This is a genomic window from Archangium sp. (assembly GCF_036277355.1).
GTDB lineage: Bacteria > Myxococcota > Myxococcia > Myxococcales > Myxococcaceae > Archangium.
In genome coordinates, this window is the sequence record NZ_DASUNC010000064.1 from 1 (window position 1) to 13,472 (window position 13,472).

Annotated in this window: 12 protein-coding genes and 1 pseudogene; 2 read left to right on the forward strand and 11 right to left on the reverse strand. The window is 69.6% G+C overall.

The window, feature by feature from the left end; all coding sequences use genetic code 11:
• The 6 genes from VFZ09_RS17235 to VFZ09_RS17260 form a co-directional block, all read right to left on the reverse strand.
• Nucleotides 1-405: PAAR domain-containing protein (locus VFZ09_RS17235; protein ID WP_329728677.1), on the reverse strand; the 405-nt coding region annotated here is incomplete at its 3' end.
• The gene (locus VFZ09_RS17240; protein ID WP_329728678.1) at nt 402-1,712 is read right to left on the reverse strand and encodes a hypothetical protein; all 1,311 of its coding nucleotides are present in this window, start codon (nt 1,710-1,712) and stop codon (nt 402-404) included. The genes VFZ09_RS17240 and VFZ09_RS17235, both read right to left, overlap by 4 nt.
• Nucleotides 1,713-1,875: 163 nt before the next feature.
• Nucleotides 1,876-3,132: a hypothetical protein gene (locus tag VFZ09_RS17245; protein ID WP_329728679.1), complete on the reverse strand. Its 1,257-nt coding sequence runs from the start codon at nt 3,130-3,132 to the stop codon at nt 1,876-1,878.
• A gap of 79 nt (nt 3,133-3,211) precedes the next feature.
• A complete protein-coding gene (locus VFZ09_RS17250) occupies nt 3,212-3,715 on the reverse strand; it encodes a hypothetical protein (RefSeq protein ID WP_329728680.1) in 504 nt (167 codons plus the stop codon).
• Between the two features lie 112 nt (nt 3,716-3,827).
• Nucleotides 3,828-4,199, reverse strand: a complete 372-nt coding sequence (locus VFZ09_RS17255; RefSeq protein WP_329728681.1) for a hypothetical protein — start codon at nt 4,197-4,199, stop codon at nt 3,828-3,830.
• Between the two features lie 60 nt (nt 4,200-4,259).
• Nucleotides 4,260-5,423 carry a hypothetical protein gene (locus VFZ09_RS17260; RefSeq protein WP_329728682.1) on the reverse strand — a complete coding sequence of 388 codons (1,164 nt, stop codon included), beginning with the start codon at nt 5,421-5,423 and terminating at the stop codon, nt 4,260-4,262.
• 129 nt (nt 5,424-5,552) lie between these two features.
• On the opposite strand from VFZ09_RS17260, the gene VFZ09_RS17265 reads away from it, so the two are divergent.
• Nucleotides 5,553-7,133 carry a CapA family protein gene (locus tag VFZ09_RS17265; protein WP_329728683.1) on the forward strand — a complete coding sequence of 527 codons (1,581 nt, stop codon included), beginning with the start codon at nt 5,553-5,555 and terminating at the stop codon, nt 7,131-7,133.
• Between the two features lie 324 nt (nt 7,134-7,457).
• Here the strand turns inward: VFZ09_RS17265 and VFZ09_RS17270 are convergent, their stop codons facing one another.
• Both VFZ09_RS17270 and VFZ09_RS17275 read right to left on the reverse strand, forming a co-directional pair.
• A complete protein-coding gene (locus VFZ09_RS17270; RefSeq protein WP_329728684.1) occupies nt 7,458-7,943 on the reverse strand; it encodes a hypothetical protein in 486 nt (161 codons plus the stop codon).
• Between the two features lie 399 nt (nt 7,944-8,342).
• A pseudogene (locus tag VFZ09_RS17275) lies at nt 8,343-8,592 on the reverse strand (IS3 family transposase); the annotation flags it as partial.
• 413 nt (nt 8,593-9,005) lie between these two features.
• Here VFZ09_RS17275 and VFZ09_RS17280 point away from each other — a divergent pair.
• Nucleotides 9,006-10,307 carry an MFS transporter gene (locus VFZ09_RS17280; RefSeq protein ID WP_329728685.1) on the forward strand — a complete coding sequence of 434 codons (1,302 nt, stop codon included), beginning with the start codon at nt 9,006-9,008 and terminating at the stop codon, nt 10,305-10,307.
• A gap of 23 nt (nt 10,308-10,330) precedes the next feature.
• On the opposite strand, the gene VFZ09_RS17285 is transcribed toward VFZ09_RS17280, so the two are convergent.
• From VFZ09_RS17285 to VFZ09_RS17295, 3 genes are all read right to left on the reverse strand, one after another.
• Entirely contained in the window at nt 10,331-11,791 is a 1,461-nt protein-coding gene (locus tag VFZ09_RS17285) for a tetratricopeptide repeat protein (RefSeq protein ID WP_329728686.1), read from the reverse strand.
• A gap of 170 nt (nt 11,792-11,961) precedes the next feature.
• Nucleotides 11,962-12,435, reverse strand: a complete 474-nt coding sequence (locus tag VFZ09_RS17290; RefSeq protein ID WP_329728687.1) for a hypothetical protein — start codon at nt 12,433-12,435, stop codon at nt 11,962-11,964.
• Between the two features lie 156 nt (nt 12,436-12,591).
• Nucleotides 12,592-13,413 carry a thioesterase family protein gene (locus tag VFZ09_RS17295; RefSeq protein ID WP_329728688.1) on the reverse strand — a complete coding sequence of 274 codons (822 nt, stop codon included), beginning with the start codon at nt 13,411-13,413 and terminating at the stop codon, nt 12,592-12,594.
• Nucleotides 13,414-13,472: the final 59 nt, after the last annotated feature.

Below are 13,472 nucleotides of genomic sequence, written 5' to 3' on the forward strand. Positions count from 1 at the left end.
GGTGGGCAGTTGCAGCGTCTTCGCGCCCGGCCCCTTCTTGCGCGGCGGCGAGGGCATGCCGATGTCCTGGCAGCTGAGCACCGGCAGCAGCATGTACGTGAAGGGCTCGTCCTCCACCACCACGGTGGAGCTGCCCATGAATGTCTCGTTCTCGTTGCCGGGCGGTTTGGCGAAGACGCCTCCCATCGGGAAGTGCGGCGGCAGCGTGCGCCCGCCCGTGCCCGCCTGCGCTCGCGGCAGCCCGTTCACCACCACCGTCGCCCCGATGATGGGCAGGTAGTCGAACGGGTCGAACACGATTCCAATATGCGGATGGGGAATGGGTACCACCGGCCCGGGCGGGGTGATGATGAAGTGGATGTCCACGCCCAACACCGGGTCCAGGTGCTTCACCGCTGGCATCATCGTGGCTGCCCTCCCTCGGCCGGAGCCTCCGGCCGCCAGTCAGTGCCCAGGAGCGACTCCACCTCCGACTCCATGGCCCGCGCCGCCTGCGTCCCCTGCCGCCCGTGGCTCAGCCGCACCAGCGCCTCCGCCACGTAGGGCAGCGTCGAGGTGTCCCGCGTCTGCGCGTCCATGGCCCGGCCCACCTCCCACGCGCGCTGGCCGTGCTCCCACGCCCGCTCCACCTCCTTCGTCACCTCGTGGCACCAGCTCGCCATCCGCCAGCACTCCAGCTCCATGCGCGCGTCCTTCAGCTCGCGCGCCAGGGGCGCCGTCTCCTCGTACAGCGCCGCCGCCTGGGCGTACTCCTGGGCCGTCACCCGCGCGGCGCCCTGCGCCATGCGCGAGCTCAGCCGCAGCTGCGCTCCCTGGGGCTGTCCTTTCGCCGCGGACTCCCCGGCCGCCGCCTCCGCCTGCTGGTACTGCTCGAGCGCTTCCTGGGGCCGCCCCGCTCCCAGCAGCGCTCCTCCCACCGCGAAGTGTGCCGCCACCACCAATTCGTACAGCCCCTGCCCGGCCGCCACGGCCACCGCCTGGGCCCCCAATGTCCGCGCCCTCTCCACGTCCCTCTTCGCCGCCGCGTTGCCCAGGCGCACGAAGAGCTCCCGGAACTGTCCTCCGGGGCTGTCCAGGTTGCCGGCCTCCTGCGACAGCTCCTCCAGCGCCCGTCCCATCTCCAGCTTCGCTGGTATCGTCACCACCCGGTCGGGCCGTGTCTCCGCCAGTGGCTCCAACACCAGGGTCCTCGCGTCATCCAGCACCACCATGCGCACGTGGGCGGACCGCGCCTTCTCCACCGCGCTGCCCAGCCACTTCAGCCAGGCGCTCGCATCCGTCCCCTGCGTCGGCAGCAGCACCACCACCAGGTGCTCGCACAGGCTCTCGTAGTGGCTGCGCAGCGAGTCGCACGCCGCCAGGAAGGCGTCCACGTCCGTTCCCCCCTCCTTCACCGGTGGGCAGCTCCAGTCCGGCCACCCCACCTCCTCCAGCCCGGCGCGGCTCTCCTCCTCCATCCGCACCAGTGCCTCACGCAGTGCGTAGCCGTACCGCGCCGGCTCGTCGAAGGGCTCCTCCAGGCGCAGGAAGAGGTCCGGGCACTCCCCCATCCGCTCATCGCCCTCCTTCTCCAGGAAGGCCTCCACCATCCGCACCTCGTCCGGATCCACCACCCAGCGCAGCAGGCGCGCCTCGGGGAGCTGGGCGAATTCCATCCACTGGTCGTGGAGCAGATCCAGCCGTCGCTCCACCGCGTTCTTCCGCACCGTCATCGGTTCCTCCCAGCGCGTCCGGGTCGACGTGGAACTCCTCGTCCGCTCCATCACCCGCGGCTGGTGGCCCGCCTCCGTCAGCAGGGAGCGCGTGTTGGAGAGAGCATCCGCTGAAGCGAACGCGCTGAATGGCTCCCAGGGTAGACGAACGCTTTCATGCCCCTCAACCCTCCAGGCCGATTCCAATCACTCCATGCATTTCCGTCTGGATCGGGTCCTCCAGCGGCTCCGGCATCACCCACAGCGCCGTGGGCTCCGCGTAACCCTTTTCGAAGGAGTCGAGGATCGGCGGCCATCGGTCCCAGAACGTCGCCCAGCCGTACTCCGTTGGCTGCGAAGTGAGGGGATTGCCGTCCCGGTCCGCATGGGCATACGCGTAATCCGCCAGCGTCCACTTCAACGTGCCGAAGTGCACCCCCAGCATCGGCGTCATCGTCCTCATCACCTCCGGGCGTGACACCTCGTCCGTATATGTTTGCGCCGGCGTGAAGGCTCCCTGCACCGCGTCGTGCTGCTCCCTCCAGGCCAGGTAGTTGTTGGCCACCGCGATGAGGGCCTCGCGCTCCGTGCGCTCCTCCGTGAGCCGCGCCTGCTCGTACAGCGCGAACGCCGCCACCACCAGGCTCCGACCCTCCATTCCCGGGAAGAGCGCGTCGAAGGCATGGGGCCTCGGGGTGTCGTGCGCGTGGGCCCGCGCGGAGTCGTAGGCGAGCCGCGCCTCCTCGGGGCTCTCGCCGGCCAGCGCGAACTCCGACAGCACGCGCTCGGGCTTCACCTCGCCGGCCGACTGGCGCCACGCGAGGTACGCGTTCGCCGCTCCGCCGATGTCCGCGAAGATGGCCACGTTGCCTCCGTGCAGCGTGCGCTCCAGCGTGAGCACCACCGCCTCCGCCTTGTCGAGCGGCATCAGCCCCGGTGCGCCCGCGTACAGCGCGGCGAAGCGCGACGCGGTGGTGGCGAGCGTGCGCGGATCCGCCAGGGCCTCGCCGTTCATCCCCGTGGTGAGCGCGCCGAGCGCCGAGGCCACGTCCGTGGGCAGCCCCCGCACCACCAGTTCCAGCGCGAGCTGCTCCACCGACAGGCGCAGTGTGCCCGTGAGGCCCACCCGCTCGAGCGCCTCCAGCACGGACAGCGAGGGTCTTCCCCGCGCCGCGTCGAGGATGCGCCTCGCGAGCGCCGCGTTGAGCATGCCCTTGCCCGCGGCCTGCGAGGCGTGGGGCGCGAAGGCGAACCAGTTGGGGCGCAGGCCGCTCGTGCCCCCGGGCTGGAAGTCCGGGTCGAGCAGCGCCTGGAAGGCATTGGCGAGCTGGATGTAGCCCTCGGTGATGCGGCGGTTGTCCTCCAGCGGGGTGGTGTCTTCCGAGGCGCCAGCGGGTGGGGAGGACAGCAGGGCACTCAGCAGCAGCGTGGTTTTCAGCATGAGGGGCTCCCGGTGTGGGGTCGGGTAGAGGGGAGCCCAAGGTATTCATCTCCCTCTCCCGGGGGGAGAGGGGTTGGTTTCACGCGGGACGGAAGCGTGTCGCCGCCCACGTGGCGTCCACGGCCACCTGCGCAATCCCTTGCCAGCCGAGCCGCTCGACGGACTCCCAGCCCTTGTCCCGGTTGAGGTCCGTCTCCACCTTCGAGGACTGCTTCGGGTAGGCCATCCAGAAGAGCGTGGTGGGCGTGAGCACCGGGCCCAGCTCCGCCATGCGCTGGCCGAGCTCGGCCCGGTTGCGCACGAAGGCGAGGATGAAGGGCGCGCCCTTGCCCAGCTTCGTCCTCACCCGGGCTCCCTCGGGCAGCTCGCCCAGCAGCGCCACCGCATCCCCAGGAGCCCCCAGCACCACCGCCTCCATGCCCGGCTTCAGGAGCATCTTCTGCCCCAGGGGCTTGGTGCTCGGTGCCGGCCGCGCCGCCGGAGGGGAGGGCGTCTTCGTTACCGTCTTCTTCGCCGCGGTCTTCTTCGTGGCGCTCTTCTTCACGGCGGGACGCTTCGTGGGCTTGCGAGTCGTGCGGGCCATGCGCGCCTGTCTAGCACGCCGGTGGTCCGTCACGCCCCGACCCACGACGAGGGACACGCGACCGCTCGCGATGTGTCAGGCTCTCCGTCACGGGGGAGTGTGTCCTGGAGCCCTAATCCGGAAGCGTGAGCGTCACTGTCTGGGATTGCACGTGGCACTCGTCCTCGCCCACCGAGACCGATTGTCTCGCGGTGCGCTGGCCGTCCGCGCTCGTGGCCGTGATGACGTACTCGCCCGGTTGCTCGTACCCCGTCACCCATGTGTCGCAGTTGCCCTGCGCCTGCTCGCTGCCATTGCACAGCGCCTGCTGCTCGGCGCTTCCATCCCGCGTGAAGGTGACGCGGGCGTCCCGCACCGCGTTGCCTCTCGGGTCCACCACGTTCACCTGCACCGAGGCGCGTGCCTCCAGGGTGCAGAAGCGCTCACCGGGAAGCGCGCAGGCGGACAGCAGGGTGGACAGGCTGAGCATTGCGGCGATTCGCATGGGGCCTCCTCTCGTGGGGGAAGACCCTCACCCTAACCCTCTCCCAGGGGGAGAGGGGAGCTACGCGAGGCCCAGTCTTCCCAGCGTCACCTCGCGCACCTTTTGAATCCTGAACCGGTAGAGGAACGCGTCCGCGAAGTAGTGCGCCAGCACGATCGCGTTCGTCACCGTCACCCCCATCGTCCACAGCGGCTCCTGCCTCAGCAGGAACTTCGTCGCCGACCCTCCCGTGCTCCCGTCCACCAACAGCACGAAGGGACTCTGCGCCACCCCCACCACGATCAGCGGCAGCATCACCCCCACCATCGCCACCCAGACCGCGCCCCCTCGCAGCCTCGCCTCCTTCTCCCGCTCCGTCGGCTCCAGCATCCGCCCCGTCAGGAAGAAGTACTCCAGCCCGTGGATGCCCGCGCTCAGGATGACCCCCCACGCCGGCCACACCAGGTACACCGCCACCACCGCCGCGTGCCCCAATACGTACAGCCGCCTCGGACCGCTCGGCCCCGCCTCCCCTCGCAGCGCCGCCACCAGCAGCCCCACGAATACCCCCCACACCGCCAGCAGCACCCACGTCGTCCCGTACGGCAGCGCCCCGCTCTCCGTCTGCCCCACGTTCACCAGCGGGAAGTCCCCCGCCTTGCCCGTCATCGGCACCGCCAGCGTGCGCACCATCATCAGCACCAGCGCCAACGGCACGAACACCCGCTGCAGCCGGCGCTCGGCCTCCGACACCGAGGCCACTCCCGCCCCTCGCGCCTTCAACCCGTGCAGCGCCCACAGGCCCTTCACCTGCGACAGCGTGTGGTGCGCCGCCAGCACGTGCACCCCCGCCGCCACCATCAAGTCGAGCCTCGGCGCGTACTGGTTCGCGTACCACAGCAGCGCGAAGCACACCGCGAACACCCCCGCCGAGCCTCCCACCAGCAGCCTCGCCTGCGTGGGTGTCGTGTGCAGCAGCTCGCGCCGCACGCCCACCAGCAGGAAGGACAGGATGACGTGCGTGCCGTTGAAGAGCACGTACTGCGATGCCCACCGGCCCAGTGCCTGCGAGTACCCGTCCACGCCCTCGCCCGTGACGTCCGCCAGCCACGCCGAGAAGAGCGTCAGCAGCGCCGGCATCAGCAGCAGGCTCACGTCCACCCGTGGGGAGAACAGCCACAGGCCGTCGAAGCGGAGCGCGGCCGGGGCCGCCGGGGGAGCGAGTGCGGGAGCGGATTGGGACATACCGCGCCCAGTATAGGACGCTTGCCGCCTCTTCCCCGAGCCCGCCCGGCTGCTCCGCCGTCGAGCGCTCGACGTCCCCGTACGCATTTCTCTGGAAGCCGCCCCGCCGCCCTTAAGATGCGCCCCCTCATGCGCTCCCGCTCTCTTGTGCTCTCCGTGCTCGCGCTCTCCGCCCTCGGCGGCTGCGCGACCGCTCGCGGCCCCTCCGTCGCCGAGCCCGAGTCCGTCTCCCACTCCCAGCTCTCCGATGAGGGCTCCGCTGGCTCCGCTCCCACTTCCGCTCCGGCGGCTGCCGCGGCTCCCGCTCCGGCTCCCGCGGCGGCGGCTGCTCCGGCTCCGGCTGCTGCCCCCGCCGTGAAGGCCGAAGACCCTCACCCCAGCCCTCTCCCAGAGGGAGAGGGCGCGTCCGCGGATTCGCTCCATGCCCGCGGCGTCGAGGCCCTCAAGGCCAAGGACGCCCCCGCCGCCATCGCCGCCTTCTCCGCCTGCACCCAGGCCGCCCCCTCCCGCATCGACTGCCACTGGGAGCTTGGCTGGGCCTACTCCGTCCTCAACCGCTGGTCCGAGGCCCTCACCGAGTGGTCCTCCGTCCAGAAGCTCGACCCCAACTACCCCGACCTCGAGGACGCCCTCACCCAGGCCCGCGGCCAGTCCTCCCTCCAGCAGAAGCTCGCTTCCGCTGACTCGAAGGCTCCTCCCCGCGCCGCTCCTCCCAAGGACGCCCGCGTCCGCATCCGCGCCGTCGGCGATGTGATGCTCGGCACCGACTTCCCCGAGGGCCTCCTGCCCCCCGATGACGGCGCCTCCAGCCTCGCCGCCGTCTCCCCCCTCCTGCGCGACGCGGACCTCACCTTCATCAACCTCGAGGGCCCCCTCTGCGACAACGGCGAGACCAAGAAGTGCCGCCGCGGTGGCAACTGCTACGCCTTCCGCTCCCCCACCCGCTACGGCAAGTACCTCGCCGAGGCCGGGGTCGACCTCGCCTCCACCGCCAACAACCACTCCGGTGACTTCGGCGAGCTCTGCCGCCGCGAGACCGAGGCCACCCTCGACGCCCTCGGCATCCCCTGGAGCGGCCCCGCCGGCTCCATCGCCACCGTCCAGCGCAATGGGCTGCGCATCGGCATGGTCGCCTTCCACACCTCCGCCTCCTGCAACCACCTCAACAACACCGCCACCGCCACCGCGCTGGTGCGCCAGGCCCGGCAGAATCACGACCTCGTCATCGTCTCCTTCCACGGCGGCGCAGAGGGTGGCAAGGCCCTCAACATCCCCAAGGGCCGGGAGATCTTCTACGGCGAGGACCGCGGTGATTTGCGTCTCTTCACCCACGCCGTCATCGACGCCGGCGCCGACCTCGTCCTCGGCCACGGGCCCCACGTCGTGCGCGCCATGGAGTTCTACAAGGACCGCCTCATCGTCTACTCCATGGGCAACTTCGCCACCTACGGCTCCTTCAACCTCAAGGGCCCCCAGGGCCTCGGCATGGTCGTCGACGTGGAGCTCGACTCCCAGGGCCGCTTCCGCTCCGGCCGCATCCTCCCCACGAAGCAGGAGGGCCGGGGCATTCCCGTCCCTGACTCGGCTGGCGAGGTCATTCCCCTCGTGCGCCGCCTGACCGGCGAGGACTTCCCCGAGACCGGCGCCGTCATCGGCGCGGATGGCTCCATCTCCTCGCGCAAGGGCCCCATCGCCACGGGCGCGCAGTAGCGGCTCACAGGGGGGTCCACCGGGTAGGAGCACCGGGACGGATACCCTCAGGAGACACGCCCGTTGATGTCGTCCAGGAGATATGCGGAGCCCACCGGAGCTCCGCGCTCTGCACCGGGAGTGGACGGAGCTTCGCTCGATGGGCGGAGGTGGCGGGCGCGTCTGGAGCGAACAGCGGGAGGTCCCAGATTGCGTCCTCCTCTGGCGAGCGGAACTCATGGGATGCTGATCTCCCGCCGCTCGCGTGCGCCAAGCTCGCTTGACCGAAGCATCTTCACGGCGAAGAAGAGGCCGCCGCGCTCCGCCGCCCCGACGTCGATCACGTCAGCGAGGAGGGGGCGGCGGCACGCGGGCCACCTTCTTCGCGTGCGCGATGGCCTCCATGTGTTCCTTGCGAAGGGGGTTCTCTCGACGGAGTCGGCGCACTCTTCTCTCTGTGTCCTCCAACATGGCCCACGCCTCGCGAGCCTGTCGAGGGAAGAGGTCCAGTGCCTGCACATAGAGGCAGGTGACGTGGACGAGCATTCCCAGATCGCGAAAGCCGAGAGTCTGGATACGACGAAGCCACCGACCGAACTCCTTCCACGGCATGCCGAACCCGAATGCCTCGGTGAGGAGGGTCTTTGCGATGATGCGCTGCACCGCGAGGCGCTGGGCTGGAGTCCTTGCCTTTTGCAGCCAGCGTTTCTCCAGCTTCAGGAGTTCGCGCCTGCATTGCTCGTATGGCGCATCTGACTTCATGAACTCCATGAAGAGGAGATCGAGCTCCTCACCGAATGTCGGGGCGCGCTCCTGGTGTGGGGGTTCCATGATCAGGCTCCAGGACAGGGCTTGTCGTTGGCTTGCCACGGCCAGAATCCATAGCGCATGCAGGCGGCGTAGCACGCCCTGCACTGTGACTCACCCCAGACCCGGCCATCCATGCTTCCGCCGCCAGCCTGGATGCACGTGTGCACATCCAGAAGACAGAAGCGCCAGACCTACGGCGAGACAGATCGGAGGGCACAGTTGGCGGCCATCGACGACACGGACTTGTTGCATGACCGACTCCAGAAGCCGGGTGGGGGTCCGGCCGCCTGGGGTTATCGGGCGGAGGCTCGCCGTAGTTGCTTCCCCCAGGCTGTTCCCGATGCGGAGCGAGCATCTCCGATTGAAGGCTCCAGCGCAGGTACGTCGAGCAGGGCGTGTCATATGGTTTGACCGGAACACTCAACTGACTTCCGTGATGACGTAGACCAGCGAAGAGTGCCGCCGCTGACGGTTGTAGAAGACCTCTATGTACTCGTAGAGGGCCAGCCGGGCCTGCTCGTGCGTGGCGAAGCTGGTGGTGTAGACGAGTTCCCAGCGCCTGCTGGTAGTCGGTGCTGGCGTGCTGGCTGCCCCGGTCCGAGTGGTGCCACAACCTCTGCGGTGGTTGGCGTCCCTTGAGCGCCATGTCCAGGGTGTTGAGCACCAGGTGTGTCTTGCTCCACCACCCGCCAGCCGAACTCGACCGTCATGAAGCGGTGGGCCCCCTCCCGGTTGACGGTGTAACGGGTACGGAAGAGCACCGACCCCTTCCTCGCCGCCAGCGGCGTGAGCTTCACCTCCAGTGACGAGGGCCCCGTGGCCCCCGCGCTCCCCGCCACCATCACGCCCAGCAGCAGCAACACCTTCATCGCTCGTGTCATGGCGCGTCAGCCTGATGCGTCAGTCCCTCCCTGGGCCAGCCTTCCCGGTGGAGGCTCGTTTCTTTTTTGTGTTCATACGAATTCGCCACCACTGGAGGCTTGCCGGGTGTCTGCCCAGCCAGTTGGCGAGCATGCACTCGGCGTCGTGTGCGCAGGTGCCCACCGAGCACGCGTCACCCAGGTGCGTTACAAGGGTCGAGCCGTGACTGCCCTCCACCTGTCGCGCTTCTCCTCGCTCCGTGCTTTCGGGCACCGGAACTTCGTCTACGTCTGGTCTGGTGCGCTCGTCTCCAACATCGGTACGTGGATGGAGATGCTCGCGCTGGGTGTCTTCGTCACCACCGTGACGGGCCGCGCCGAGGCCACTGGCGGTATCGCCGCCATCACCTATCTCCCCGCCCTCGTGCTCTCTCCCGTCGCGGGGGCACTCGCGGACCGCTTCGACCGGCGCACCTATGTCGCCGTGGGCACCCTGCTGCACGCGCTGCTGGCCGGCATCCTCACCGCGCTCGCCTTCACCGGCCACCTCACCGTGCCCGCCGTGGGCGTCATCTCCTTCTTCAACGGCTGCGTCAGCGCCCTCACCAACCCCGCCTTCTCCGCCCTCGTCTCCGAGCTCGTCCCTCCCGAGGACCTCCACAGCGCGGTGAGTCTCAACTCGGCCCAGTTCAACCTCGGCCGCATCACCGGCCCCGCGCTCGCCGCCGTGGTGCTCTCCGCCCACGGCATCGCCTGGGCCCTGCTCGTCAACACGCTGTCCTTCGTCGCCGTCCTCATCGCCCTGGCCTTCGTGCGCCCCTCGGCCAGGGCCAACGCCCTCTCCCGGGACGAGCTCTGGCCCGGCATCGTCCGCGGCGCCCGCGTCGCCCGCGAGGACGCCGGCATCTTCCTCGCCATGATGGGCACCCTCGTCATGTGCACCCTCGTGGCCCCCTTCATCGGCCTGGTGCCCGTGTACGCCATCCGCGTCTTCAACCAGGGCGCCGCCGCCACCTCCCTGCTCGTCACCGCCCAGGGCGTCGGCGCCGTGCTCGCCGCCGTCGTGCTCGGGCCCCTCGTCGCCCGCTTCGGCCGCCAGCGCGTCCTCGAGGCCTGTCTGCTCGGCATCGGCCCCATCGCCGCCCTCTACTGGATGGCCCCCACCCTCCACCTCGCCGCGCTCGCCATGGTGGGGCTCGGCTGGTTCTACATGGCCACCCTCACCGGCCTGAACACGCTGTGCCAGCTGCGCGTCCCCCGCGAGCTCCAGGCCCGCATCCACAGTCTCTACAGCATGATGCTCGGCGTGGGGTACGCCGCCGGTGTGTGGGCCCAGGGCGCGCTCGCGGATCGCATCGGCGTGCGCTTCGTCACGGCGAGCTGCGCGGTGCTGTTCCTCGCGCTGGTGCTCACCCTGAGGCTGCTGCGCCCCCGCGCCTTCGACGCCACCGAGGCTCCCTCCAAGCTGGTGCCCGCGGTGGCTCCGGGCGCCGCCGTGCCCGTCGAGGGCTCCGGCGACTTCTGAGGCGCCTCTCCGGGCGGTTCAGGCTAGTCGTCGCGGCGCAGGGGCTCGTAACGGTCGTACACCTCCCGGGCCAGGGTCTGGAATTCCTCCTCGACCTCGGTGCCCAGGACCGTGCGGCCGTTCTCGTCGAGCGGCTGGGTCTTGGGAGCCCACGAGAGTTCCGCATCCAGGAGCCGCCGTGCCATGTCGGGGTGTCCCAGCTTGAAGAAGACATAGGCCAGCAGGGATTTCGTTTTCCCCATCTTCCGCGTGATATCCACCTCATGGATGACGGCGAGCGCTTCCTCGTAGCGCTGGAGGCCGATGAGGCACTGCCCCTTCTCGAGCCGGGCGGCCACGTAGTGTGGATTCGTGCGGAGCGCTTGTTCGAGCACCTCGAGGGCTTCTTCCCATCGCTTCAGCTTCGCCAGCGAACCGCCGATGTTCCCCAGCAGGAAGTTGTCCTCCGGTTGCATCTGCTGGACGGTCCTCAAGCAGCTCAGCGCCTCCTCGAACCTGCCGAGCGTGTCCAGGTAGTGCGCCCGGGCCAGCCAGTAGTTCGCGTTGCGTTGCTTGCACTTGTCCAGGCACGCCAACGCATCTTCACCGCGGCCATGGAGGTGGAGCCAGTCGGCCCTCCCCATCCAGGCCTTGTCATCCTCCGGGGCGAGCATGCAGAGCGTCTCGTAGGCCGCGAGCACCTTGTTCCTCCTGACCTCGTCATCGGGGATGACGGCACGTGTCTTCAGGAGCTTGATTTGTTTGTAGCGGAGCCTGATGTTCCCCGGGTCCCTGAGGAGCGCCGATTCACATTCGGCGAACTCCACGATCTTCAGGATGGTGTCGGCGAGCCTCAAGGCGGCGCCGCTGGGCCGCTTCTGGCTCGCGGCCTCCTCGGGCACCCGCGCGCGCTCTCGTTTCCGCCGGGCCTTCGCGAGGGAGAGGACCTCGGGTTTATTGGCCACGAAGTTGCGCAGGGTGACCTTCTGCCCGACCGCGAAGAGGCAGGCCGCGGGCATCACGGTACAGCCGAGAGGAAGCTCGATGGGGAGCGTCCGCTCTCCATTCACGATGAACGTGAAGGTGTCGCTCTCGGCGAGATCCAGCTCCACGGCGATCACTCCCGAGTCCGGGAAGGTCGGGAGGCCCGAGTGGAGGGCCTGCTGGCGGGTCGCAATCACTCCTCGCAGCGGATCGTACGACCAGGAATTGCCTCCCGCGCCCAGATAGCCCGGGTGCACCCAGCAGGCAGGCTCCAAGATGACGCCGACGCCGAGCTGCTGCTGCCGCGAGGACTCGATGACGAATTCCCAGTAGAAGTGGCTGCCCTTGAGCTCGCCCGTGCTCAGGGCGCGGAGGAACACCGGTTGGTACTGGGATGAGCCGGGTTTGTCCCAGGACAGCGTCAGGTTCTCGTTCGAGACGGTGAGCGGCGCCTGGACCGCCAGTCTGTCCCACGTGAGCCGTGTCTCCACGGGTGCCGCACTCGAAGCATCCTTCTCCATCGGGCAGGCCCTCCCCTCGGCGGGTGATGGCCTCCATTCTACCGGGATTTCCGGGCTCCGTCCCCGGTCCGCTCTCCCTCACGGGGGGAACACGGGGGCGGGCACCCTCACCCCGTCCCTCTCCCGGGGGGAGAGGGGAGGGGCTCGCAGAGGGGACTTCGGGACTGCGATTACTTCGCGTCCACCGTCAGGACCATCCAGCGGTCCGTGGAGTGGTCGATGCGCACGTTGTTCGCGCCCGACTCCTGCAACTGCACCAGCACCTTCTCCAGGAACTGCAGCTGCTCCTGCGTCGCGTCCACGAACACGTTCTTCGCGCCGCCGCCCTTGGCCTTCGGCTTCTTCGCCGCCGCCGGCGCGTTCGCGTCGCCCGTCAGCACCGGCGCCGCCGCCACCACCCGCTGCTTCTCCTCCACCGGCGTCTCCTCGGGCTCGCTCGCGCTCTCCTCCTCCTTCTCCACGCTCTCCGCCTCGCGCAGCGCCTGCTCGCGCAGCTCGTTGAACGTCTTCGCGTTCAGCGACGCCCCGAACTTGTCCTTGTACGCGTCCATCGCCTCGTTGCGGCTGATGTCCGGCTGGTTGCGGAAGAGATCGAGCAGGAACGCGTGGCGCTCCTGCGCCTGGTCCTGGGAAATGCGTGCCATCGTTGATGTCCTCGGTTTGCTGCGTACTGCGGAACTGCCGAACGCAGGGCGGCGCAAACTACCCGAGCCCCGCCTGGAGCGGAAGTGGCCCCCAGCGAACCCCCTCCCCACCTCCCGAGAAGCGCGCCGTCCAGCAGGTGGACATCGGCTCGCGATTCACCGGCTGGGGGGGAACACGGCCGCCATCTGGCGCAGCTGGGCGAGCAGCTGGCCGTCGCGGCTCCACAGCTCCGCCAGGTCATCCGCGTAGCCGTGCGCGGCGTGACGGGAGTGGCCGGTGCGCAGGTAGAAGGCGTCCGGCGCGGCGTCGAGCGGGAGCGGCGCGTAGAAGTGCGCCGTGTAGTCCATGGTGGCGCCGTTGCAGAAGCCGTCCACGCGGGCGAACGCCGCGGGAGGAAAGGCATCCAGCAGGCCCACCACCAGCGGCGCATCGAGCGGCGTGGGGACGCGCGGCCGAATCCAGCCGCCCACGCGGGCCTCGTCGGCGCCCGAGTAGGGCACCGCGCCCACGCACCAGCGGTAGTCGAACCAGGCGCCGAAGGTGGGCAGCATGGCGCTCGGCACGGGGGGCACGTCGTCCGGGGGCGGCACCCGGGGCGGGCGCGCGTCCGCGTAGACGAGCGGCGTCTCGCGCGAGGTGGCGAAGGTGGCGCTCGCCAGGCACGTCACCTGCCCGCCCTGCTCCATCCGCGCCGACAGGTGCGTCACCTGCCGCCCGGCGCGCTCCGTGCGCACCACGAGCGAGGCCTCGCCTTCCGCCACGGGCGCGCAGAAGTGCACGGTGAGCGAGCGCGGTGCACGGGCGGGCTCGTTCAGCTCGCGCATCATCGAGCGCAGCAGCGTGCCGCCGAGCATGCCGCCGTAGGCGCCGCGTCCCTGGAACCACTCGGGGCGGACGTGTCCCTGGTAGCGCCCCTCCCCGAGTGCTTTCCAGGTGGTGGCGTTGAGGAAGGGAGCGTCGGAGAGGGGAGCGGACATGCGATGCAACCTAACGAAGGACCGGGAGGCGGGCCACGCTCCGTGAGCCGGTACTCGGG